General features: G+C 65.1%; 22 protein-coding genes and 1 tRNA gene. 12 read left to right on the plus strand and 11 right to left on the minus strand.

Annotation, left to right across the window (positions count from 1 at the left end; translation table 11 throughout):
- Window positions 1–32 precede the first annotated feature (32 nt).
- From ACFC2Y_RS01890 to ACFC2Y_RS01920, 7 genes are all read right to left on the minus strand, one after another.
- Window positions 33–302 (minus strand): hypothetical protein, encoded by a 270-nt coding sequence (locus tag ACFC2Y_RS01890; RefSeq protein ID WP_375186391.1) that lies wholly within the window; start codon window positions 300–302, stop codon window positions 33–35.
- Between the two features lie 277 nt (window positions 303–579).
- Entirely contained in the window at window positions 580–2565 is a 1986-nt protein-coding gene (gene rpoD, locus ACFC2Y_RS01895) for an RNA polymerase sigma factor RpoD (RefSeq protein WP_375173362.1), read from the minus strand.
- A 137-nt stretch (window positions 2566–2702) separates the two neighbouring features.
- Window positions 2703–4634, minus strand: a complete 1932-nt coding sequence (gene dnaG, locus ACFC2Y_RS01900) for a DNA primase (RefSeq protein WP_375173363.1) — start codon at window positions 4632–4634, stop codon at window positions 2703–2705.
- A gap of 390 nt (window positions 4635–5024) precedes the next feature.
- Entirely contained in the window at window positions 5025–5561 is a 537-nt protein-coding gene (locus ACFC2Y_RS01905) for a sarcosine oxidase subunit gamma (protein WP_375173364.1), read from the minus strand.
- On the minus strand, window positions 5554–8469 hold the full coding sequence (locus ACFC2Y_RS01910) for a sarcosine oxidase subunit alpha family protein (protein WP_375173365.1): 2916 nt from the start codon (window positions 8467–8469) through the stop codon (window positions 5554–5556). The genes ACFC2Y_RS01905 and ACFC2Y_RS01910 overlap by 8 nt, the downstream gene beginning before the upstream one ends.
- Window positions 8466–8711: a sarcosine oxidase subunit delta gene (locus ACFC2Y_RS01915; protein ID WP_375173366.1), complete on the minus strand. Its 246-nt coding sequence runs from the start codon at window positions 8709–8711 to the stop codon at window positions 8466–8468. Before ACFC2Y_RS01915 ends, ACFC2Y_RS01910 begins: the two co-directional genes overlap by 4 nt.
- Before the next feature lie 62 nt (window positions 8712–8773).
- Window positions 8774–10027, minus strand: a complete 1254-nt coding sequence (locus ACFC2Y_RS01920; RefSeq protein WP_375173367.1) for a sarcosine oxidase subunit beta family protein — start codon at window positions 10025–10027, stop codon at window positions 8774–8776.
- A 168-nt stretch (window positions 10028–10195) separates the two neighbouring features.
- Between ACFC2Y_RS01920 and ACFC2Y_RS01925 the strand changes: the two genes are divergently transcribed.
- On the plus strand, window positions 10196–10696 hold the full coding sequence (locus ACFC2Y_RS01925) for a flavodoxin family protein (protein WP_375173368.1): 501 nt from the start codon (window positions 10196–10198) through the stop codon (window positions 10694–10696).
- A gap of 15 nt (window positions 10697–10711) precedes the next feature.
- Here the strand turns inward: ACFC2Y_RS01925 and ACFC2Y_RS01930 are convergent, their stop codons facing one another.
- On the minus strand, window positions 10712–12148 hold the full coding sequence (locus ACFC2Y_RS01930; protein ID WP_375173369.1) for a Glu/Leu/Phe/Val dehydrogenase: 1437 nt from the start codon (window positions 12146–12148) through the stop codon (window positions 10712–10714).
- 284 nt (window positions 12149–12432) lie between these two features.
- Between ACFC2Y_RS01930 and ACFC2Y_RS01935 the strand changes: the two genes are divergently transcribed.
- Genes ACFC2Y_RS01935 through ACFC2Y_RS01945 form a run of 3 tightly spaced genes read left to right on the plus strand, consistent with a single transcriptional unit; the run spans window position 12433 to window position 14979 of the window.
- Window positions 12433–13836, plus strand: coding sequence for a pilus assembly protein TadG-related protein (locus ACFC2Y_RS01935; RefSeq protein WP_375186392.1), 1404 nt, complete (start codon window positions 12433–12435; stop codon window positions 13834–13836).
- Complete coding sequence (locus tag ACFC2Y_RS01940) at window positions 13836–14378, plus strand: TadE/TadG family type IV pilus assembly protein (RefSeq protein ID WP_375173371.1); 543 nt, start codon at window positions 13836–13838, stop codon at window positions 14376–14378. The genes ACFC2Y_RS01935 and ACFC2Y_RS01940 overlap by 1 nt, the downstream gene beginning before the upstream one ends.
- A gap of 4 nt (window positions 14379–14382) precedes the next feature.
- Window positions 14383–14979 carry a TadE/TadG family type IV pilus assembly protein gene (locus ACFC2Y_RS01945; RefSeq protein ID WP_375173372.1) on the plus strand — a complete coding sequence of 199 codons (597 nt, stop codon included), beginning with the start codon at window positions 14383–14385 and terminating at the stop codon, window positions 14977–14979.
- On the opposite strand, the gene ACFC2Y_RS01950 is transcribed toward ACFC2Y_RS01945, so the two are convergent.
- A complete protein-coding gene (locus tag ACFC2Y_RS01950; RefSeq protein ID WP_375173373.1) occupies window positions 14976–15518 on the minus strand; it encodes a hypothetical protein in 543 nt (180 codons plus the stop codon). The genes ACFC2Y_RS01945 and ACFC2Y_RS01950 overlap by 4 nt on opposite strands.
- Window positions 15519–15689: 171 nt before the next feature.
- On the opposite strand from ACFC2Y_RS01950, the gene ACFC2Y_RS01955 reads away from it, so the two are divergent.
- Entirely contained in the window at window positions 15690–16601 is a 912-nt protein-coding gene (locus ACFC2Y_RS01955) for a pirin family protein (RefSeq protein ID WP_375173374.1), read from the plus strand.
- Window positions 16602–16737: 136 nt separating this feature from the next.
- Here ACFC2Y_RS01955 and ACFC2Y_RS01960 read toward each other — a convergent pair whose 3' ends face one another.
- The gene (locus ACFC2Y_RS01960; protein WP_375173375.1) at window positions 16738–17331 is read right to left on the minus strand and encodes a TetR/AcrR family transcriptional regulator; all 594 of its coding nucleotides are present in this window, start codon (window positions 17329–17331) and stop codon (window positions 16738–16740) included.
- A gap of 105 nt (window positions 17332–17436) precedes the next feature.
- Here ACFC2Y_RS01960 and ACFC2Y_RS01965 point away from each other — a divergent pair, with 105 nt between their 5' ends.
- From ACFC2Y_RS01965 to ACFC2Y_RS01980, 4 genes are all read left to right on the plus strand, one after another.
- Entirely contained in the window at window positions 17437–17679 is a 243-nt protein-coding gene (locus tag ACFC2Y_RS01965) for a hypothetical protein (protein ID WP_375173376.1), read from the plus strand.
- A gap of 85 nt (window positions 17680–17764) precedes the next feature.
- Entirely contained in the window at window positions 17765–19051 is a 1287-nt protein-coding gene (locus ACFC2Y_RS01970; RefSeq protein ID WP_375173377.1) for a homoserine dehydrogenase, read from the plus strand.
- 79 nt (window positions 19052–19130) lie between these two features.
- Complete coding sequence (gene recJ / locus ACFC2Y_RS01975) at window positions 19131–20879, plus strand: single-stranded-DNA-specific exonuclease RecJ (RefSeq protein ID WP_375173378.1); 1749 nt, start codon at window positions 19131–19133, stop codon at window positions 20877–20879.
- Window positions 20880–21009: 130 nt separating this feature from the next.
- Window positions 21010–21084 (plus strand) — tRNA-Glu (locus ACFC2Y_RS01980).
- A gap of 88 nt (window positions 21085–21172) precedes the next feature.
- Here the strand turns inward: ACFC2Y_RS01980 and ACFC2Y_RS01985 are convergent.
- The gene (locus tag ACFC2Y_RS01985) at window positions 21173–21427 is read right to left on the minus strand and encodes a hypothetical protein (protein WP_375173379.1); all 255 of its coding nucleotides are present in this window, start codon (window positions 21425–21427) and stop codon (window positions 21173–21175) included.
- A 510-nt stretch (window positions 21428–21937) separates the two neighbouring features.
- Here ACFC2Y_RS01985 and ACFC2Y_RS01990 point away from each other — a divergent pair.
- The 3 genes from ACFC2Y_RS01990 (at window position 21938) to ACFC2Y_RS02000 (ending at window position 23558) form a co-directional block, all read left to right on the plus strand.
- On the plus strand, window positions 21938–22261 hold the full coding sequence (locus ACFC2Y_RS01990) for a hypothetical protein (RefSeq protein WP_375173380.1): 324 nt from the start codon (window positions 21938–21940) through the stop codon (window positions 22259–22261).
- Window positions 22258–22701 (plus strand): helix-turn-helix domain-containing protein, encoded by a 444-nt coding sequence (locus ACFC2Y_RS01995; RefSeq protein WP_375173381.1) that lies wholly within the window; start codon window positions 22258–22260, stop codon window positions 22699–22701. Before ACFC2Y_RS01990 ends, ACFC2Y_RS01995 begins: the two co-directional genes overlap by 4 nt.
- 320 nt (window positions 22702–23021) lie before the next feature.
- Complete coding sequence (locus ACFC2Y_RS02000) at window positions 23022–23558, plus strand: hypothetical protein (RefSeq protein ID WP_375173382.1); 537 nt, start codon at window positions 23022–23024, stop codon at window positions 23556–23558.
- Window positions 23559–23561: the final 3 nt, after the last annotated feature.

The following is a 23561-nucleotide window of genomic DNA, read 5'->3' on the forward strand; positions in this document are numbered from 1 at the left end:
CTAGCCCGTCAGCGAGGCGCGTGGCAACCGTGTCAATCGCCCCGGACGGCGGCCAGGGCGGCCGGACCGTCCATAACCTCGCAACGGGGATGGTAGAGGAGACTGCCTTCGGGGAGGTTGAAGGCCCAGATGACCAGCTCCGCACAGTCAATCTGGCTGGAGTCCGTCACTTCGACCCGGATCGCGTCCGTCGGGATCACATCGAGGGCCTCGCGCGGGGGATTGGGGAAGGAGTCGGCCAGCGCACCGCCGACAGGGGAAAGTCCCATCAGAAGCAAGCAAGCTGTGGTCTTGCGGAACATTGCCGGGGTCTCCTCGATACGCGGTGTCATCGGATAAACGCACGAAAAGGCCAAGTGGTTTCATAAAACCGGGTGATTATGCAGCGGAATTTCGCGGATAACGGGAAATTGAGGCGGCAAGCCGCCCGGAAAAGCCGGGTTTTCGCCGTTGCCGAGGCCGCAGAACGCTGCAACCGAGGTCGGCCGGGCAAGAGGTGTGCGACTCACCCCCCACAGCAAAAAGGCGCAGCCCGGGGCCGCGCCTTTGCATGCATTGCTGCGCCTGTCTGCGCCCGGGTCACTGATCCAGGAAAGACCGCAGTTTGCGCGACCGCGACGGGTGTTTCAGCTTGCGCAGCGCCTTCGCCTCGATCTGGCGGATCCGTTCGCGGGTCACGCTGAACTGCTGGCCCACCTCCTCGAGCGTGTGGTCGGTGTTCATGCCGATGCCGAAGCGCATGCGCAGCACACGTTCCTCGCGTGGCGTAAGCGAGGCGAGAACACGGGTCGTCGTTTCCTTCAGGTTTTCCTGAATGGCGGAATCCAGCGGCAGGATGGCGTTCTTGTCCTCGATGAAATCGCCAAGCTGGCTGTCTTCCTCGTCGCCAATGGGCGTTTCGAGGGAGATCGGCTCCTTCGCGATCTTCATGACCTTGCGGACCTTTTCGAGAGGCATCTGCAGCTTTTCGGCCAGTTCCTCCGGCGTGGGTTCGCGGCCGATCTCGTGCAGCATCTGGCGGCCGGTGCGCACCAGCTTGTTGATCGTCTCGATCATGTGGACCGGGATGCGGATCGTGCGGGCCTGATCGGCGATGGAGCGGGTGATCGCCTGACGGATCCACCAAGTGGCGTAGGTGGAGAACTTGTAGCCGCGGCGGTATTCGAATTTGTCCACCGCCTTCATCAGGCCGATGTTGCCTTCCTGAATGAGGTCAAGGAATTGCAACCCGCGGTTGGTGTACTTTTTGGCGATCGAGATCACGAGGCGCAGGTTGGCCTCGACCATTTCCTTCTTGGCCTGCCGCGCCTCTTTCTCGCCCTTCTGGACCTGCTGGACGATGCGGCGGAATTCGCTGATGTCGAGGCCGACGTACTGACCGACCTGGGCCATGTCGGCGCGCAGCTCCTCGACCTTGTCGGCGGAGCGTTCGATGAACATCTGCCAGCCGCGGCCCGATTTCTCGGCCATGCGGTCCATCCAGTTGGGGTCCAGCTCGTGCCCGCGGTATTCGTCGATGAATTCGCGACGGTTGATGCGGGCCTGGTCGGCCAGCTTCACCATGGAGCTGTCGATCTGCATGATCCGGCGGTTGATGCCGTAGAGCTGGTCGATCAGCGCCTCGATCCGGTTGTTGTGCAGGTGCAGCCCGTTGACCAGTTCGACGATTTCCGCCCGCAGCTTTTGATACTGCGCCTCGTCGTTGGAGGAGAAGCTGTCGTCCTCGTTCAGGGTGGCGGAGATACGGCTGTCCTGGATTTCCGACAGGACGGCGAAATCCTGGGCGATCTGGTCGAGCGTTTCGAGGACCCGGGGTTTCAGCGCCGCTTCCATGGCCGCGAGGGACATGTTGGCCTGTTCGTCCTCGTCCTCGTCCTCATCCGTGGCGATCGGGTTGCCGTCGGCGTCGTATTCGGTCTCGTCTTCCTTGGGCTTGGCGGAGGGGGCGGCATTGGTGTTGCCGGGGGCGACAACGGGGGTGGTGTCCTCTTCCTCCATCTGGTCGCCGAAGGTGGTTTCCAGGTCGATGACATCGCGCAGCAGAATGTCCTCGGACAGAAGTTCGTCGCGCCAGATGGTGATCGCCTGGAAGGTCAGCGGGCTTTCGCAGAGGCCCGCGATCATCGTGTTGCGCCCGGCCTCGATCCGTTTCGCGATGGCGATCTCGCCCTCGCGCGACAGCAGTTCGACCGACCCCATTTCGCGCAGGTACATACGCACCGGGTCGTCCGTCCGGTCCAGCTTTTCCTGATTGCCGGAGCCGATGGTGATTTCGCGGTTGGAGGCGGTCTGGACGACGGCGGTGGATTTGCCCTCCTCCTCCTCGGCCTCTTCGTCCTCGATGATGTTGATGCCCATTTCCGACAGCATCGACATCACGTCCTCGATCTGTTCGGAGGAGACCTGATCCGGCGGCAGGACCTGGTTGAGCTGATCATAGGTGATGAAGCCGCGCTCACGTGCCTCGGCGATCATCTTCTTGATCTGCGTCTGGCTGAGGTCGAGGGAGACGTCCTGCTCCTCGCCTTCGCTGCGCTGCTCTTCTTCCGTGTCCTTGGGGGCCATGCTCTGCTCCTCTCTCTCGCCGCGGGGATGACCCGGGCGACGCGGGCGTGATTCGCTTGGACCGAATCAATAGCCTGATTCGCAGCGGCGCACACCCGTTTACCGTTAATTCTTTAGGGATTTGTTACCCAAACTGATCACTTTCGACCCTTTTCGAAGCGAATCGATCCGAGAATGGCCTCGAAAGCCCCCTTCTCTTCCCGACTGATTCGCGCGCCGTTCTGACCGAGCTCGAAATCCCCCTTGTCGCGGCTCTGCGGTCGGATGGCGCGTTCCACCGCCTCCCGCGCAGCAGAGAGGCGGTGCGTCACGGCTTCGTCCGCCGCGCCCGTCAGTTCCTCTTCGGCCTCTGCGATCTCGTCCTGCAGGCCCCTGCGGGCCTTATGCTTGGCCAGTTCCTCGGCTAGGGTCATGCGGGCAAGATCGGCGTCGCCGGCTTTGCGAACCGTCGGACAGATGGCCACATGGGGATGGGACATCAGCCGGTCAAGGGGCTCCGGCCCGAGAGTTTCGGAAATCGCCTGGCGGATCGCATCGCGGCCCTCCTGGTAATGGCGCAAAATCAGATCGCGCATGCGGGCGTTGTCGGGGTCGTGACACTCCAGCAACTCCAGCTGGCCCTCGAAGGTCGGCACGGCCTCGGGCGTCGAAATGATGGTCGCCAGGATCACCGCCTCGCGCAGCGCGACCTCTGCCATCGGCCCGCCTGCGGTCAGGGCGGAGGCGCGGGTGGTGGCGCGGATCGGCTCAGTCTTCTTTCGGGGGGACCAGCTGTTGCCGCGCTGCGGGCGGAACAGCTGATAGCGCATCTCGCGGATCGCGTCGCCATAGTGACGGCGCAGGGACTGATCGGGGATCTTCTTGATCGCATTGCGCAATTCCGCGTCCAGCGCGGCGCGGCGTTCGGGGCTATCAAAGCTCTTGCCTTCGGTCGCCTCGCGCCAGAGCAGGTCGACCAGCGGGAAGGCGCGGTCGATCACCTCCTGCATCGCGCCCGCCCCCTTGGCCTTGATCAGGTCGTCGGGGTCCTGCCCCTCGGGCAGCAGGGCGAAGCGCAGGGATTTCCCCGCCTCCATCAATGGCAGGGCGAGATGCATCAAGCGCTGCGCCGCGCGCAGGCCCGCCTTGTCGCCGTCCAGGGCCACGATCGGTTCCGGGCTGACCGCCCAGAGCATGGCGAGCTGATTTTCGGTGATGGCGGTTCCCAGGGGGGCCACCGCACCACCGAACCCGGCGGCGGCCAGGGCGATCACATCCATGTAGCCCTCGGCCACGATCAGCGGATTACCCTTGCCTACGGCCTCGCGCGCGGGCCCGTGATTGTAGAGGGACCGGCCCTTGTCGAAAAGCTCCGTCTCCGGCGAATTCAGGTACTTGGCCTTATCGTTCGGGTCCATCGCCCGGGCACCGAATGCGATGCAACGGCCGCGGGCATCGCGGATCGGGAACATGATCCGGTTGCGGAAGACGTCATAGGGTTTGTTGCCCCGGTCGGAGGCCTTCGCCAGACCGGCGGCCAGGATCATCTGTTCCGGCACATCCTTGCCCCGCAGGTGGTCCCAGAGGCCCTGCCAGCCCTCCGGCGCAAAGCCGATCTCGAACCGCTCCTGCGTCTCCCGGCTCAACCCGCGCTTTTCCAGATAGGCCCTCGCCCCCGTCGCCGCGCCGGAGCCCAGCATCATGCGATAGTGCCTGACCGCCATCTCCATGACATCGGCCAGGCCTGCGCGTTTCTCGGCCTTCTTGGCGGCGGCGGGATCGCGGGCGGGCATTTGCATCCCGGCCTCCTGCGCGACGGCCTCCACCGCCTCCATGAAGCCCATGTTCTCGCTCTCCTGCAGGAAGGAGAAGAGATCCCCCTTCGCCTGACAGCCGAAGCAGTAATAGAATCCCTTGCGGTCATCGACGTGGAAGGAGGCGGATTTTTCCTGATGGAAGGGGCACGGCGCCCACCAGTCGCCCTTGCCCTGGTTGGATTTGCGCATATCCCACATGACCTTCTTGCCCACGATCTGGGACAGGCTCACGCGGGTGCGCAGTTCATCAAGGAAACCGGGGGGCAGACTCATGCGCCGATTATCCGGGAGGGGGGCGGAGGTGTCCAGCGGGGATGAGAAGAGTTGATCGCTCGGCCGCACGTCACGTCCCGGCCCCCGCGCCGGGACCGCCTGCCACCTGGCGACGCGTGGTGCCCCGACACGCGCATAGCCTGTCAGCCGGTGATCATATCACCCGCTTGGCCGCGCGCCGGGCCGTTCCCGGGAATAAGGCCGGGCGCGCGCGGCGCGTTGTGATCCTCGGGCCCCGGCTCCTTTACGAGGTCCCGGCGCAGGGCCGGGACATGGGTCGGGCCAGATGCCGACTGTGCCCCGGCCTCGCGCCGGGGCCTCTCAATCGCCCTGCTCCAGGCGTGGCAATTTACTTGGCGGGGTCCCGGCGCAGGGCCGGGACACGGCGAGCTATAGGGCCGCCACACTCTCCATCGCCTCACCAATCGTCGCGGCCAGCGTCCCCGCCATCGACCTAAAGGCCATGATCCGCAGGTTCTCCGGTCCGGTCCGGGCCAGGGCGACCATCATGCCGTGCATCTCGGTCCGCACCGCCCGTCCCTCCGGGAAGGCGGTGTCGCGCAGGTCGAGCGGGACGAGGCGGGCCATGACCCCGGCGATGTCCGGTCCGGTCAGTTCCAGCGTCACCCAGGCATCCGTCTGGTCGGTCAGCGCCGCGCCCGGGAGGTCCGGCGCGGTGGTGCCGGAGAGGAGCCAGAGGTCGCGCCCGATCCACTGGACCGCGCGGCCCTTCGCCGCCGCATAACCCGGGCCAAGTGACAGGCCGGTCGTAGCCTTCAGAGCGGCGGAGGTGGCCTCCACCTGCCCCCGGAAGGGCGCGATGGAGGTGAGCGGGCCGGGCTCCGCCAAAGACAGCGTCATTGCGCCCCGGGTGACGGGCAGCGCGCCGGTGGCGGGGGCAACGGGGGTCAGGGTGATGTCAGCCACGCAGGCGCCCTCCTTCTGGATCAAAGAAGACAGGATCGCAGACCTCGCAAAGCGTCGTGATCCCGCGCAGGTGATCGACCATCCGAACAGTTTCGCCATGCCGGTCCGGCCCTGCCTTCAGCAGCGCCAGGCCGACAAAATGCCCCAGGGTCGGGGAGAAGGCGACGGAGCTGACGGTGCCCTGAGCGTTGACGCGGACCGGCTCAGCCTCCTCGTTGAAGAGGAAGGCGCCGGCGGTCAGCTGCTTCACCGCGCCGACGGGCCTAATGCCGACAAGGCGGGGGCGGTCCTCGTCCAGCAGCCCCTCGCGACCGGCGGCGGCGCGGCCTATGAAGTCCCTTTTTTTCTTCATCATTCCCGAAAGGTTCAGATCAAAGGCCGTGGTCCGCCCGTCCAGCTCCGCATGGGTCAGCAGGCCCTTTTCGATCCGCAGGACGTTCAGCGCCTCCATCCCGTAGGCGCCGCCGCCCATGGCCTCGGCCCGGGTGACCAGCTGACGAAACAGGCTCTCGCCATAGCGCGCAGGTACGGCCAGTTCATAGGCATGCTCGCCCGAGAAACTGATCCGGAAGAGCCGCGCGGGCACCCCGCCGACGGTGACGTCGCCGCAGGACATGAACGGCCAGGCCTCGGGGTCGAGCGGCGCGTCCAGCACCGCGTTCAGCAGGTCGCGCGATTTCGGCCCGGCCACGGCGGCCTGGAACCACTCTTCGGTGACGGAGATCAGGCGGACATCCAGATCGGGGCGCAGCACCTGGGCGGCGAACTCCATATGCTGCATGACCTGTCCGGCGGCGACGGTTGTCGTGGTCACCAGGAAATGCGTCTCGGACAGCCTCGCGCAGGTGCCGTCGTCCATGACATGGCCGTCCTCGCGCAGCATAAGCCCATAGCGGACCCGGCCCGGCTTCAGCCCCGACATGGTGCCGGTGTAGACGAAATCGAGGAACTCCGCCGCGTCCGGCCCCTGCACGTCGATTTTGCCCAGGGTCGTGACATCGCAGATGCCGACCGTCTCGCGCACCATCAGCGCCTCGCGGTCGCAGGATTGGCGCCAGGTCTTTTCACCCTCGCGCGGGTAGAAGGAGGGGCGGAACCATAGCCCCGCCTCGACCATCGGCGCATTCATCGCCAGATGCACGGGATGGGCCGCAGTAAACCGTTCGGGCGCAAAGCCCCGCCCCTGCCCGCCCGCGCCAAGGGCCCCGATATGGATCGGCGCATAGGGCGGGCGATAGGTGGTGGTGCCCGTGCCCGGAATGCTGCGCCCCGTCGCATCTGCCAGCACCGAGAGCGCGGTAACCCCGCCGGTCTTGCCCTGATCGGTGGCCATGCCCTGCGTCGTGTAACGCTTCATGTGCTCCACGGATCGAAAGTTTTCCCGCGCGGCCTGCTCCACATCCTTGGTGGTCACGTCGTTCTGGAAATCCACCCATTTGCGGCCCTTGCCCGGCACGACCCAAAGCGGTTGCGCCTGCGGGTCGCGATCCTCCGCCTCCGGCATCTCAGGCACCGGCCCGCGCAGCCCCAGATCGGCCAGCGCGGAGAGCGCGGCCTGCTGTCCCTCCGCCAGACAGGCGGCGGTGGTTGCCGTGCCGTTGCAGCTGCCCGCCGGGGTCATCCCGGGCACGGCCCCGGGGGCCGGTACAAACCCGGCGATGTCATCACGCCACACGGGCCGCCCGTTGAGGTGACATGATAGGTGCACATTCGGGTTCCAGCCGCCGGAGAGCGCCAGCAGATCCGCCTGCACCCTCTCCTCGCTGCCATCGGCGCGGCGGATCACCACCCCCTCGACCTCGCGCCCCAGGACCCGCTCGACCTGCGCGCCGCCGTAGTAGGGCACATCCAGATCACAGCCGACCGACCGCGCATCAACAAGGGCAGCCACGTGCACTCCCGCGCGGCGCAGATCGGCGGCGGTGCGATGCGCCTCCTCCGACGCGCCGAAAACGACGGCGCTCTGCCCCGGCGCCACGGCGTAGCGGTTGAGATAGCCGCGCACCGCGCCTGCCAGCATCACCCCGGGGCGGTCGTTATTGGCCAGGGCCACGGGGCGCTCGATCCCCCCGGCGGCCAGGACTGACCGCCGCGCGACGATGCGCCAGAAGGTTTCCAGCGGGCGGCGCGGCCCGGGGGCGTGGCGCTGCAAGGCGCCAAAGGTCCCTTGATCATAGACGCCGGTTACGGCCGTGCGGCGCATGACCCGGACATTCGGCATGGTCTCCAGTCGCGCGGTGACCTCCGCCGCCCAGATGGCCGCGCCCGTGCCGCCCAGCTCCATCGCTTCGGCATTCAGCCGCCCGCCGGGCAGCGCATCGTCATCGGCCAGGATCACATCCGCCCCGGCCTCCGCCGCCGTCAGCGCCGCCATGAGACCCGCAGGCCCCGCCCCGATCACCAGCAGGTCGCAGAAGGCAAAGGCCTTTTCAAAGCGCAGTTCCGCCGCCTCCGTCGACAGCCGCCCTAGACCGGCGGCGCGTCGGATCGCGGGCTCAAAAAGCCTCTCCCAGATGCGGGCGGGGCCCATGAAGGTCTTGTAATAAAACCCTGCCGTCAGGAAGGGCGACAGCAGGTCGTTGACCTCCATCAGGTCGAACCCGACAGAGGGCCAGGCATTTTGACTGCGCGCCTCCAGCCCCTGGTAGAGGTCGATGGTGGTCGCGCGGGCGTTCGGCTCCTGCCCCACCCCCTGCCCCAGGGTGACCAGCGCGTTCGGTTCCTCGCTCCCCGCGCTCAGGATGCCACGCGGGCGGTGGTATTTGAACGACCGCCCGACGGTCCGCAGCCCATTGGCCAATAGCGCGGAAGCCAGGGTATCCCCGGCGTAGCCCTGATAGGCATGCCCGTCGAAGCGGAAACCCAGGCTCCGTCCCCGGTCGATCAGCCCGCCCTTCGCCAGCCTCATGACCGTGCCTCCCGGACCGAGAGGATGTCATGGGTCACCGTATCCCTCTCCACCAGCAGCCAGGCGGTGCAGCCCGCCGAATGCATCCACCACTCCCGCGACCGCCCCGCCGGGTTGTCGCGCAGGTGCAGATAGGCATCCCACTCGGCGCTCCAGTCCCCCTCGGGCCGGTCCAGCGCCGCGCCGCCATTGGTGAATTCGCGCAGGTCGCGCGCGCCGCAATGGGGACAGGTCAGTCTCATCCGATGATCTTCATCTTTCCCAAAATACTCCCGCCGGAGGCATTCCGCCCCCGCCACACCCGCTAATGCAGGTTGTGCTGCGCCCCCTTGCCTTCCTCGTCCATGATCCCGCGCCCGGTCGTGAACCGGTCCAGCCGGAAGCCCGTGGCGCTTTCATGATACCGGTCCGTCGCCAGCAAATGCGCCAGGGCGAAGCCCGATCCCGGAACCGCCTTGAACCCGCCGTAGCACCAGCCGCAATCGAGGTAGAGACCATCGATCGGGGCCTTGTCGATGATGGGCGAGCCATCGGGCGTCATATCCATGATCCCGCCCCAACTTCGCAGCACCTTGGCGCGGGCGATCATCGGCATCAGCGTCATGCCGGCCTCCATCACATGTTCGACCGTCGGCAGGTTCCCGCGCTGCGCGTAACTCGGGTAGAAATCCAGATCGCCGCCAAAGACCAGGCCACCCTTGTCGGACTGGCTGATGTAGAAGTGGCCCATTCCGAAGGTGACGACATTGTCGATCACGGGCTTCAGCCCCTCGGTCACGAAGGCCTGCAGGATGTGGCTCTCGATCGGCAGACGCAGGCCCGCGAGCGCGGCCACCTGGCCGGAGCGGCCCGCCGTGACGATGGCGACTTTGCGCGCCCGGATTGCGCCGCGTGTGGTCTGGACGCCGGTGACCTTGCCGCCCTCCGTGTCGATCCCCGTAACCTCGCAGTTCTGGATCAGATCGACACCCCTGTCCGACGCACCCCGGGCGAACCCCCAGGCGACCGCGTCGTGCCGGGCGGTGCCGCCGCGCGGGTGGTAGAGGCCGCCGTGGATCGGAAACCGCCCGTTCTCGTGGTCGAGATAGGGCAGCATCTTGCGCAGCTCCTCCCGCCCCAGGAGGATCGCGTCGTCCCCCTGGTTGATCATCGCGTTGCCACGCCGGACGGCGGCGTCGCGCTGGCCGTCGGAGTGGAAGAGATTGATCAGCCCGCGCTGCGAATGCATCACGTTGTAGTTGAGGTCCTGCTCCATTCGCTCCCACAGCTTGAGCGAATGGGAATAGAACTCCGAATTACCCGGCAGAAAGTAATTGGCCCGCACAATGGTGGTGTTGCGGCCGACGTTGCCGCCGCCGAGGTAGCCTTTCTCCAGCACCGCGACATTGGTGATCCCGTGCTGCTGCGCCAGGTAGAAGGCGGTTGCCAACCCATGCCCGCCGCCGCCGATGATGACGATGTCATAGGCCGGTTTCGGTTCGGGATCGCGCCAATGCGGCCCCCAGCCTTTGTTGCCGGTCAGCCCCTCGGACAGGATACGTAGTGCATTGAAGCGCATCTGGCCCTCCTGGATCGGAGGTAAGCAGGCGCCGCCGGGGAATGCAACGCCGGGTGACGACACCGGACGGTCAGATCGCGACCTGCCGCTTTTTTGACCAAGCTCAAAGTGCGCCCCGGCGGGACATGGCAGAGTGATGTCATCGGAACCGATCCGGAAGGGGATGAGATGTCCACCCGACTACTGTGCTATTCGCTGACCGGGAATACCCGGGGCATTGCCACGCAGGTTGCCAAACGCCTGGGTGCGGAACTGCTTGAGATCCAGGCGCCGGGTCCGCGCAAGCCCGGGCTCTGGTCGATACTCAGGCTCGCCTCGTCGGCCCTCTTCCATCGCAGCGCCCGGATCACCGTTCCGGATGTGGCCTGGCAGGAGAGCGACCTGCTGATCATCGGCACGCCGGTCTGGGTGGGACGAGTCGCGACGCCCGTGCGCAGTTGGCTGGAGCGTGGCCCGGCCCTGCCGCCTCGGGTGGCCTTCTTCGTGACATCCGGCGATCCGCGCAGGCCGGATGATGTCTTTCTCGAATTGGCCGGTCTGACCGGCAAGGTGCCGGTGGCGGAGCTGCATGTGTCCGAGGCAATGCTGGCCGACGGCCGGGCCGACCCGGCCGTGGCCGCGTTTTGCGACACCCTGTCGCCGGCGCCCGCCCGGGCCCTGGCCTGCTGACAGTCCGCGCGGGGGTTATAGCCCCTTGGCGCGGTAGCTTGCCGCGACCCGGTCAATTGCGACAATATAGGCGGCCGTCCGGTAGTCGTGGACGTCTTCACGCCCGTGCAGCACCGCGCGCATGGATTGAAACGCCTCGCGCATGGTGTCGTCGAGGCCGGAACGGACCAGTTCCAGCTCATCTGCGCCGCGCAGATACTTCGCCTTGAAATCGGGGGTGAGCGACCATGCATTGCCGAGGTAGCGGTCGAGCCGCTCCAACTCCTTCACGATCAGGTCGTGGCGTGATTCCTCCTGCCGCCTCTGCATGCGGCCGAAGCGGATGTGAGACAGGTTCTTGACCCATTCGAAATAGGAGACCGTGACCCCGCCCGCATTGGCGTAGAGGTCCGGAATGATCACGACGCCCTTTTCCTTCAGGATCTGGTCCGCCCCGGCGGTCACCGGCCCGTTCGCGGCCTCGATGATCAGCTTTGCCTGAACGTTGGCGGCGTTGGAGAGGTTGATCACCCCCTCGAGCGCAGCGGGGATGAGAATATCGCATTCCTCCTCCAGCAGCATTGCACCATCTTCGAAATGGCGGGCGTCCGGGTACCCGGTGACGCCGCCGTGGCGGGCGATCCAGTCACGGACGTGGTCGATATCGAGGCCCTTGTGATGCAGCAGCGCGCCGTCGTGTTCGATGATTGCCTTGACGATGCAGCCGTCCTCGGATTGCAGGAACTTGGCCGCATGGTAGCCCACGTTGCCCAACCCCTGCACGATGACGACCTTGCCCTCCAGCGTGCCCTCCATCTTGGCCATGGCCACGTCGCGCGGGTCGCGGAAGAACTCGCGCAGGGCATACTGGACGCCGCGGCCCGTCGCCTCGGTCCGGCCCTTGATCCCGCCGGCATTGGCGGGCTTGCCGGTGACACAGGCGTTGCCGTTGATGTCGGTCGTGTTCATCCGTTTGTACTGGTCGGCGATCCAGGCCATTTCACGCTCGCCCGTGCCCATGTCGGGGGCGGGCACGTTCTGGGCGGGGTTGATCATGTCGCGCTTGATCAGCTCGTAAGCGAAGCGTCGGGTGATCTGTTCCAACTCGTGCTCTTCCCAATCGCGCGGGTCGATGCAGAGCCCGCCCTTGGATCCGCCGAACGGGGCCTCCACCAGCGCGCATTTGTAGGTCATCAGGGCAGCGAGCGCCTCGACCTCGTCCTGATTGACGGAGGTGGCGTAGCGGATCCCGCCCTTGACCGGCTCCATGTGTTCCGAATGAACAGACCGGTATCCGGTGAAGGTCTGAAGCTGGCCGCGCAGGCGGACGCCGAAGCGCACGGTATAGGTGGCGTTGCAGACCCGGATCTTCTCTTCCAGCCCCGGCGGCAGGCCCATCAGGGACACCGCGTGGTTGTACATCAGGTCGACGCTCTGGCGGAAACTCGGTTCGGTCTGGGGTGTGGTGGTCATGTGACGGCTCCTCCTTGACGTCATTGCGCGGAACTGGGTCCACCTTCCCGCGATTGATCGGCCCTGTCGAGGATGATCCCCCGTTGGCTGCAAAATCATTAATGCGGACAATCAAACGGCCAGGGCCAGAACCGTCTTCAATGCAGGCGTATTCCCATCCCCTACCGCAATATGGCCCAAATTCGGCCTGAATTCGCCGTTAACACTTTTCCGGAAAGGGAGGCCTTTGCCGGGGCGCAATGGTCACGAGGGGCATGGGACATAGAGATTCTGGCATGGTTCACATGAGCAAGATTACCCAAATGACCGCGACCGCGCGCCTGCGGGTCCGCAATCATATCCGCCATTTTGCCCAGGCCGAAGACGGCGTCATGCTGGCCCTCGTGGTGAGCATCCTGCTGATCATGATGATGGTCGCAGGTTTTGGCGTGGAGGTGATGCGGACCGAGATGGAGCGGACGCGGATCCAGCAGGTGATCGACACCTCGACCCTTGCCGCCGCGCACCACGACAACGAACTCGACCCCAAAGACGTGGTCATGGACTACTTCGCCAAGGCCAATCTGACCTCCTATATCGGGCGGGACGACATCACCGTCGGCGATTCCAGCCTTGCGACTTCGGTCGAGGTGCGTCTGACGGCCAATGTGCGAACGCCGTTCCTGGGTCAGGTCGGCAACGACAGTTTCTCGATCCCCGTGGCGGGACGGGCGGAACAGGCCATGGGCAATTCCGAGGTCTCGCTGGTGCTGGATATCTCCGGTTCGATGGACAACAACAACCGGATGACGCGCCTGCACTCGGCGGCGAAGGAATTCGTCGACACCGTTCTGCCGGATGGAACCACCGACCGCGTGTCCCTCAGCCTCGTTCCTTATACGGGCGATGTGAACGCGGGCTGGGAGATCTTCAACCGAATGAACGTGCGTCAGTTGCACAGCTATTCCTACTGCGTCCAGTTCACGCCGCTCGATTTCTCGACCACAGCGCTCGATCCGGATGATTTCTACATCCAGGGGCAGCACTTCAGCCATACGGACGAGTATTTCAACAATATCCCCTGCCCGACGCAGGATTACGAGACGATCACACCGCTGAGCCAGAACAGATCCGCCCTGAAGACCCAGATCGGCAAGATGACAGGTCGTGAACGAACCTCGATCCATATCGGTCTGAAATGGGGTGCGGCCCTGCTGGACGAGACCTTCGCCCCGCTGGTCGAAGAACTGGTCGACGACGGCATCGTGGACGAGGCCTTCCGCGGGCGCCCGGCCTCCTTCTCGTCGAACACGATGAAGGTCATGGTCGTCATGACAGACGGTGAGAACACGGAAACCAAGCGGATCAAGGAATTCGCCTACGATACGCCGGACATGCGTGCGCATTGGGCGCGGATGGCGATAGACGATTTCGAGGACGACGTGGAAAGCAGCCTCGAGGCAAGCCTCTTCACGACATACTATTCCCCCGCGCTCGCCGACACGCTGATGCAGAACATCTGCACCGCGGCCAAGAACGCGGGCATCCTGATCTACACCATCGGGTTCGAGGTGAACGACGACTCCGCCGAGGAACTGGAGGACTGCGCCTCCTCTCCGTCCCACTTCTACCGGGTCGAGGGCATTCAGATCTCCGACGCCTTCTCCTCCATCGCCCGCCAATTGAAGCAGCTGAGGCTGACACTGTGATGGTCAAACTGCACTCTCCGAAACGTTTCCTGAAGTCCTGGCTCGGCGACGAGACCGGCGCGGTTGTGGCCGACTTCGCGATCATGCTTCCGGTCTTCCTGATGTTCCTGCTCTCCTCCGTCGAAATGGGGCTGATGACCTTCCGGCAGACCATGCTGGAGCGCGGGCTGGACATGGCCGTGCGAGACCTACGCCTGGGTTTCATCGACGATCCGACCCATGCCAGCGTCAAGGACGACATCTGCACCTACGCCGGCTTTCTGCCCGATTGCAGCAACAGCCTGCGACTGGAGATGATGCCGGTGGACCTGCGCAACTACACGACCCTGCCCGAGTCAGCAGACTGCGTCGACAAATCCGAAGAGATGAACCCGGTCCGGACTTTCATTTCCGGCGGAGCGAACCAGCTGATGGTCCTTCGGGCCTGCATCAAGATCGCCCCGGTCTTCCCGACCTACGGCCTGGGGGAACAGGTTGCCAAGGATGGCAATGGCGACATGTCGCTGTTTTCCATCACCGCTTTCGTGAACGAGCCCGCGTGACGCCATGACCCAGCATCGCCCCTCTCCCCTCGCCCTGATCCGGGCCCGCATGACAACCGCGCTGACCGATTTCGCACGCGACACCCGCGGCCTTGTCGCCGTCGAAGCGATAATCCTGCTGCCGCTGGTCATCTGGACCTACGTGGCGATGTTCAGCTTCTTCGACATGCTGCGGATGAAAAGTGTGAACCAGAAGGCCGCCTTTACCGTGGCCGACGCCTATTCGCGCGAAACCAACAAGATCGACGACACCTATGTCGACAGCACCTTCGCCCTGTTCCAGGCGCTGACACGGTCCAACAGCCCGGCGATGCGCGTGTCGGTGCTGAGCTACGATGGGGACACCGACAAATACGAGGTGCGCTGGTCGGAGAACCGTGGCGTCGGGGCCGATCCGGTGCTGACCGACAATACGGTCAACCAGATGCGCACGCAGCTGCCGGTGGTGGCCTCGGGGGACGAATTCGTTCTGGTCGAGACCTGGAACGACTATGTCATTCCGTTCAAAATCGGCATGGAAGATTTCGAATTGAAGTCGCTGGTCTTCATCAATCCGCGCTTTGCCGATCAGCTGAAATGGGATGACGGTTCGCCGACCTAACCGGCGTTCCGTTCCGCCTCGCGTTCCGCGAGCATCACCGACAGGACATCCGCCATCTGCTTGGCTTCCGCCGCACGGGTGATGCCGCCGATGCCGATGCGCCGCCCGAAGCGCCAGTAAAGCCCCGGCTGCCAGAGCCGCGACCCGCCTTCAGACAGGCGCAGAAGGAAGCCGTTGGAGGGTTTGAAGGCGAAGGTGCCGCGATCGACCGAGCGGATCGTGCTCATCGCTGCCAGGCAAGTGCCCTCGCTGTCGAAGAGCCCGTCCCGCCGCAGGACCACGCTGAGCCGTGTTGCGCGATACATGCGCCAGGCCCCGAAGGCCGCGGCGCCGCCCATGACCAGCACCAGCAGGTCCAGCCAGGAGCTGACCGCCCCGGCCAGCGCCATGCGCAGCATCAACAGGGTCAGACCGACCAGCACCCCGATGCCGAACACGCGACGACCCGGGGACACCGACAGGGTGGCCAGGGTTTCACCGGCCTGAGGGAGGGCCTGCAGGTCGGCCTCAGTATCGGGGGGGATCTGTTGCGATGTCATGGCGTTCCGCTATGCGAGCGGCGGTGACTTTGCAAGCCTGCAATGACTGACTGTGTGACCTTGCACAGCACCCGTGCCGGGGCGAACGCTGCGCCATCTTGGCGGCGCGTGGAGGCTACCCTACCTATTGTGCAACCTCCGAACAGGAGCCGTTCAGGAAAGGAAAGGCCCATGTCCATCCGTCCAACCCTAGAAACCCGCCTTGCCCAGCCGACGCTGGAAGGGGCCGGGGTAAAACTGCACCGCGCCTTCGGCTTCCAGGACCCGAGCGAACTGGACCCGTTTTTGCTGTTCGACGATTTTCGCAACGAACAGCCGCGGGATTACAAGGCCGGCTTCCCCTGGCACCCGCACCGCGGGATCGAGACGATCACATATGTGCTGTCCGGCACGGTCGAACATGCCGACAGCCTGGGCAATGCAGGCCGTCTTGGCGCGGGGGATGTCCAGTGGATGACCGCCGGGTCGGGCATCCTGCATCAGGAAATGCCTGCGGGAAATGCCAGCGGGCAGATGCATGGGTTTCAGCTCTGGGCCAACCTGCCAAGGGATCTGAAGATGACCACGCCGCGTTATCAGGACGTGGAGTCCAAGGAGATCCCGGAGGTCATCGACGACGACGGCACCACCGTGCGCGTTGTGGTGGGCGAATTCTGGGGCAAACGCGGCCCGGTAGACGGGATCGCGGCGGACCCGCAGTACCTGGACATCTATGTGCCGCCCGGGGTGAAGAAGACCCTGCCGGTGGACACCTACCGCCGCGCCTTTGCCTATGTCTTCGAAGGGTCGGCCGCCTTTGCCGATGCCTCCGACCCGACGGGCGTGCTGCTGGAGAAGGAAGTGCGCGGGCAGGAGGTCAACATCCGCGACATGTCCGGCAACCGCACGCTGATCCGTTTCGGCACCGGGGACGAGATCACGGTGCAGGCGGGCGAAGAAGGGGTGCGCTTCCTGCTCATTTCCGGCGCGCCGATCCAGGAGCCGGTGGCCTGGCACGGACCGATCGTGATGAACACGGCGGAAGAGTTGCAGCAGGCGTTCTCCGAGCTGCGCAACGGGACGTTCATTCGTCCGGCGCATTGAGGACCCCTCACCCCAACCCTCTCCCCCGGCGGGGGAGAGGGAGTCGCGGGGCGCTGTGAGGCGGTTGGTGTTACGGAATTTCAGCGCGACAGTCCCCTCCCTCCCGGGGAAGCGTCAGGGAACGGGTGGACTAACTTCAACCCTGCGCCGCGACCATCCGGCGGGTCATGTCCCAATAGATCGCCTCGACATCCCCAAGGCTCAGCCGTCCGGTCTGACGGAACCAGGTGTTGACACCTGTCAACATCGCGATGATCGCCATGGTGGCGATGCGCGGGTCCTCGACGCGGAAGGCGCCGCTCCCCTGCCCCGCCGCCAGGATGGCAGAGAGCCGGTCCTCGTAACGGTGACGCAGCGCCTCGACGGCGGCGAAATTCTCCGGCGTGAGGTTGCGCAGTTCCATATAGGCGATGAAGACCGCGTCGGGCCGTTCGGCATGAAACCGGATGTGGAAGCGGGTGAAGGCCTCTAGCGCGGCAAGCGGATCGTCGGGCATCGGTTCGGCGTCCAGAGCGGCCAGCAGTTCTTCCAGGTGCGCCGTCATCAGATCGAACAGCAGGCTCTGCTTGTCGGCGGTGTAATTGTAGAGCGCCCCGACCTGCACGCCCACCTCCGCCGCGATCTGGCGCATGGAGACGGCGGCAAAGCCGTGCCGCGCGAACAGCGACTGGGCCACCTCGCGGATGCGCGGTGCGGTCAACGCGGAATGGGAGCCTGCGGTACGAGCCATGGCCCCGTTGTAACTGAACATCCGTTCAGATCAAGGCCGCTTGCCCCGGCACGCGCGATGCGGCAGGGTCGCAGCCGATCGAAACGGCGAGGGGCCGGAGGGCAGATGTTCATCAGGACCAGTGCAGCGTTGGCCATTCTCTGGGCTGTGTCAGGCTGTGCCGAGTTTCCCGACCTCGACCGTGCCATCCCGCAGAGTGAGGTCAGCGGCCCCTATCCCGCGCTGGTGCCGATCGACGGATTGCTGGCGCAGACCGAAGATCCCCGGATCGAAGACGACGACCCCGCCCGACTGGAAGCACGGCGGGCGGCGCTGAAGGCGCGGGCGGCGCGGCTGCGGCAGTACTGATCCCGCCAGCCGCAGGCGATTGCCGCGTTGCGCGCCCCCTGCGAAACCGCTAGAGCGCCTGAAAGGCAGCATGGCGGAGACGAGCATGAGCAAGACAGTGCGGCTTGGGATCGCAGGACTGGGCACGGTCGGCGTAGGTGTGGTCAAGATCATCCGGCGCGAGGCCGCGATGCTGCGCGCGCGGACAGGTCAGGAGATCACCATCAGCGCCGTCTCGGCCCGCACCCGCGACAAGGATCGCGGCGTGTCGCTCAAGGGCTATGACTGGGAAGACGATCCCGTCGCCCTGGCTACCCGTGAGGATGTCGATGTCTTTGTCGAATTGATGGGCGGATCGGACGGCCCGGCCAAGGCCGCGACCGAGGCCGCGCTGAAGGCCGGCAAGGATGTGGTGACCGCCAACAAGGCGATGCTGGCGGTGCATGGGCAGGACTTGGCCGTCCTCGCCGAATCTCATGGACAGGTGATCCGTTACGAGGCCGCGGTGGCCGGGGGCATCCCGGTGGTGAAATCGCTGGTCGAAGGGCTGGCGGGCAATCAGATCACACGTGTGATGGGCGTGATGAACGGAACCTGCAACTATATCCTCACCCGGATGGAAAGCGCCGGTCTGCCCTATGAGACGGTCTTCGAGGAGGCCAACCAGCTGGGCTATCTGGAGGCCGACCCGGAACTGGACGTCGGCGGGATCGACGCCGGGCACAAACTGGCCATTCTGGCCGCCTCGGCCTTTGGCACCCAAGTGAATTTCGGCGCGATGGAGCTGGAAGGCATCGGGCGGCTGACGATCGAGGACATCCGCGCCGCCGCCGACATGGGCTATCGGATCAAGCTGCTTGGCGTGGCGCAGATGACCGGGCGCGGGCTGGAACAGCGGATGTCGCCCTGCCTCGTACCCGCCGCATCACCGCTTGGCCAGCTGGAAGGCGGGACGAACATGGTGGTGCTGGAGGGCGATGCGGTCGAGCAGATCGTGTTGCGTGGCCCCGGTGCGGGCGAAGGGCCGACGGCCTCGGCCGTGATGGCCGATATCTGCGACATCGCGCGCGGCGTGCGGCTGCCGGTCTTTGGACAGCCGGCAGAGACGCTGGCCCCCGCAACGGGCGCGAAATCCACCTCTCCCGCAGCCTATTACCTGCGCATGATGCTCGACGACAAACCCGGGGCGCTGGCCAAGGTGGCCACCGTACTGGGCGAGGCCGGGATCTCCATCTACAGGATGCGGCAGTACGATCATTCGGGCGACGGCGCGCCGGTACTGATCGTGACGCACCGGACCTCGCGCGATGCGCTGGACCGGGCGCTTGGCGCGATGGACCGGACGGGTGTCGTGGACGGCTCGCCCGTGGCGATCCGGATCGAAGAGGTTTGAGGCCGCGCCACTGGGCTACTGCGGGGGCCTCCGGCGGGAGTATTTATGGCAAGATGAAGCCGGGGGGACGCCGCACCTGATGGATTTTCTGAACGTCTCCTCCTCGCTCACCGGGCGCAGATGGGTCGGCCCCTCGGTCGAGATCGACCGGGCCGCGGAGGCGCTGAGCCAGGCGACCGGGCTGGAGCGCGCGCTGGCCCAGGTTCTGGCGCGGCGCGGCGTGGAGGCGGCGGAGGCGGAGGCCTTCCTGGCGCCTTCGCTGCGCGACCTGCTGCCCGACCCCCGATCCCTGCGGGACATGGAGGCGGCGGCGGCCCGGTTCCTCAAGGCCGTGACGGGGCGCGAGCGCATCGCGATCTTTGCCGATTACGATGTGGACGGCGGGACCTCCGCCGCGTTGCTGATCGACTGGCTGCGGCAGATGGGACGGGAGGCGACGCTCTATATTCCCGACCGGATCGACGAGGGGTATGGTCCCAATGTGCCCGCCATGCAGGAGTTGGGCGCCAAACACGATCTGATCGTCTGCGTCGACTGCGGCACGTTGAGCCATGAGCCGGTGGCGGCGGCGGGCTGCGATGTGGTGATTTTGGACCACCACCTGGGCGGAGAGACCCTGCCCGACTGCGTCGCCTGCGTGAACCCGAACCGGCAGGACGAGGACGGGGCGCTGGCGCATCTTTGTGCGGCGGCCGTGGTCTTCCTGATGCTGGTGGAGGCGAACCGGCAGGCGCGGGAGGACGGGGCCAAGGGGTTGCCCGATCTGATGGCGATGCTGGACCTCGTGGCTTTGGCCACGGTGGCGGATGTGGCGCCGCTGATCGGGGTGAACCGGGCCTTCGTTCGGCAGGGGCTGGTCGTCATGGGACGACGGGCACGGCCCGGCCTGGCAGCGCTGGCGGATATAGCGCGGATGGATACGGCCCCCGCGGCCTATCATCTGGGCTACCTTCTGGGGCCGAGGATCAATGCAGGCGGGCGGATCGGCAAGGCAGATCTGGGCGCGCGGCTTCTGTGTTGCATCGACCCGCATGAGGCGCAGGCCATGGCAGACCGGCTGAACGATCTGAACGCCGAGCGGCGCGAGATCGAGGCCTCGGTCACCGCCGTCGCGCTGGCCCAGGCGGAAGACCGCGGGCTGGAGGCGCCACTAATCTGGGCGGCGGGCGAAGGCTGGCACCCCGGGGTGGTCGGCATCGTGGCTTCCCGCCTGAAGGAGGCGACCAACCGCCCGGCCGTGGTGATCGGGCTGGAGGGCGACGAGGGCAAGGGATCGGGCCGGTCGATCGCCGGTGTGGACCTTGGCGCCTCGATCCAGCGCCTGGCGGCGGAGGGGCTGCTGATCAAGGGTGGCGGGCACAAGATGGCAGCGGGGCTGACCGTGGAGCGGGACCAGTTGGAAGCGGCGATGGCGCGGCTGACGGAGCTGCTGGCCAAGCAGGGCGCGGGCCTTGGCGGCGCGGCGGACCTGCGGCTGGACGGGCTGTTGATGCCCGGCGCAGCCAGCGTCGACATGGTGCAGCGGATCGAGGCGGCGGGGCCCTTCGGCGCCGGCGCCCCTGCCCCGCGCTTCGTCTTTCCCGATGTGGCGGTGAGCTTTGCCAAACGCGTGGGCGAGAGCCATCTGAAGCTACGCTTCGGCGATGGCTTGGGCGCGTCGCTGGATGCGATCTCCTTCGGGGCCTTCGACGGTCCGCTTGGCCCTGCCCTGTCGGACCGGTCGGGGGCGCGGTTCCACCTTGCCGGACGGCTGGAGATCAACACCTGGGGCGGGCGTCAAAGCGTGCAGATGCGGCTGGAAGACGCCGCCAGGGCCGACGCGCGCTGAGCGGCGCGCGCCTGTACGCCCGGGTCCAAACCAGCCCGCGGAGTGCTGGCTGCAAATTCTGTCGGAAAGGTCGAAAATACCCCTTGCAGAGGATCGGCGCTTTGCTTAGAAGCCGCCTCACGCCAAGCGCGGCCCGTTCGTCTATCGGTTAGGACGCCAGGTTTTCAACCTGGAAAGAGGGGTTCGATTCCCCTACGGGCTGCCACGGCAAATCCTTAAAGCACTGACAGAAAAGCGGAAACCGGCACAGCCCGGGTATGTACCCACCACTTTTCCCACCACGTGCATTTGTCTCAATTCCCTTGGCCGACAACCGAAAAAGGACTTGAGAAATGATTGCGACAAATTCGATAGGGAACCGGCGCGCGCGCTCCCTCACCCAAAACAATGCGGGCGAGCGCCCTTCCAGCACCGCCAGCCTGATCGCCGTCCTGGCGGAACTTACCGATGCCGAACGAGGCGCGATATTCGCGCTCATTCGAAGCCTGCCCGAGGATCCGGATGACCGAAAAGCCCTGCTCACATCTGGGGTTGATCGGATCCTTCACGACGGTTCCAAAGGGAGGCTGAACGCGTGAGCTCTTCAAATGCACGGGCTCAGCGCCCAGCCACACTTTCTGATGCCTATGATCAGGCGCTCCAATGCAGGGGACTGGCAGGGGCCGTGGAGCTCTTGGTCGACGGGTTCAACGCTGGCGATACGATCGACCTGAACAGCTATGACGCGGCCCTAACCTCATGCCGTATGCTCTGCGAGAAGCTGGACGCACTGTCCGAGACGATCAGCAGGCAAGAGGATCACGCTTTAAAATCGGTGTCCTGACGCATCACAAAGGGCGCCGGATATTTTCTGGCGCTCTTCACCTGTCGCGGCCCGCGGGAAGCGGCGACACCCCCACCCCCTCGACCTGGGCGAACCGAACACCCCCGCCCCCAAAAAACCGGCCGCGTCTGTAGGGGTCCATGCACCGCCTCTCTCGCTTGACCGAAAGGGTTCTATTTTTTTGGGGGAGGATTTTGCTCATTCAAAATAGAGTCTCTGTATCGGAGGTGTCGGAATGACGAGACGGGAAGATTTGGAGCGCACCAAAGAGTGGATGGAGGCGCATGAACATTTGAGACAAGAGCGCGGTCCAGAGCCGGAGGTCTTCCATTATGCGATGATTGGCGCAGCTATTGCCTTCTGCCCGGTAGTGTTCTTTGCGGCGCTGTCAGGAATCAAGGAACCGGGCCTGCCGGGATTGATCGTCACAGCAGCTGGAGCAGGCGCAGGCTATTTGCAGTGGCGGGAAAAAGCCGCTTCTCGCTATCGGGATACCTGCAGGCTGTGCGAGAACCTGATCAGTGAACGACGCAGAACCGAGACGACGCCACCGAAATGAGCATCGGCGATTTGATCAAAGCCGCCACAAAGGCCGGATGGCTTGTTGACACCACATCAGGCGGGGAGGTGGTGCTCAGCTGCTCCTGTCCCGGCTGCCCTGGCCGCAAGCGCCTGCCAGTGGATAACCTGGGCCCTGTCCCTTCCCCCTGCGATCTGGAGCACATCGCCGGGGCCGCACCGCACGTCTGGGCGCAATATGAAACGCTGGTAGGAGAGTTCCGCCGCCGCCGCCGTCAGCTCGGGCTAGATCAAGGTGACGTCGCAAACGCCATGGGGGTGGCCGACGGATATGTGGGCAAGCTGGAAGCCATGCACCGCATCCCCCGGCCGGACTTGGTTTGGATCTGGGCGGAAACTCTGGGATTGGGAATTGTCCTGGAGCCAACCGAGTTGCCGGAAGCGACACGCGAAATATTGCGCCGGAAGAGCGAAGGCTAAGCCCCAAAAGACAGTGACTTAAGCCTTTTTGTGGCCGCCATTTGGGCGAATTCCCACTCACGGCCGAAACGATAGACACAGCCGTTTCGTCATGACCGAGCCCAAGAGAAGGGATCGCCTCAAACCGTTTCGTTTTTCCTCGCATTGTCAGCACCTTACATAGTCTGCCGAATTTGGGGATTGATCACCTGAAATGGGGAAACCGAAGGGGAAGGAAAATACCGTTTTGCATGAGTTCACCCTCTCGATCGGTCAAAAACGGTGCATTGCGGGGGACGGCCCCCTGATTGAGCCTGATCGCATCAATCAGGAGAACCGAAGTGACCTATTTTACCCAAGAGACCCTCGTCGAGGCCAAACTGCAGCTTGCGCGCGCCGCCCTGCGGGTTTGGCGGCACCTTCCGACCAATGTTGCGGGCGATATCCTGCGAAGCGCTGAAGAGAACGCGGCCGATCCCGAACAGGGAGCGGAGCACATTCGCGATATGCTCTACAGAGCTCTGAATGACCTAGACCCTGAAGAGGCTGACCTTTTGGCCCTGGCCGAAGCGACCCTGGGGTCGTGGCACCGGGTCAGCGGCATGGCGGCCGCGGGCACGATTGCGCGAGGCTGGCAGGATATCGCCTATCTCGAAGGCCAAAACGAAACGGATGCCTTTTTGCGGTTCGATTTTCTTATCGAGGAATACGGCAAAGGGCAGGCCGATGCGATGGCGGCGATGCAAGAGCGTTTCGCCGATCAGGCCACCGCGCAAGAGCGCCACCGCAACGAGGTTGACCGCGCCCGAACCCGAAAGCGTCTGACGGACGAAAAGACGCGCAGGAACCAAGGGTTTTCACTAAGCCGCCACTCCTGATGC

It is taken from the genome of Pseudooceanicola sp., assembly GCF_041987405.1.
GTDB lineage: Bacteria > Pseudomonadota > Alphaproteobacteria > Rhodobacterales > Rhodobacteraceae > Pseudooceanicola.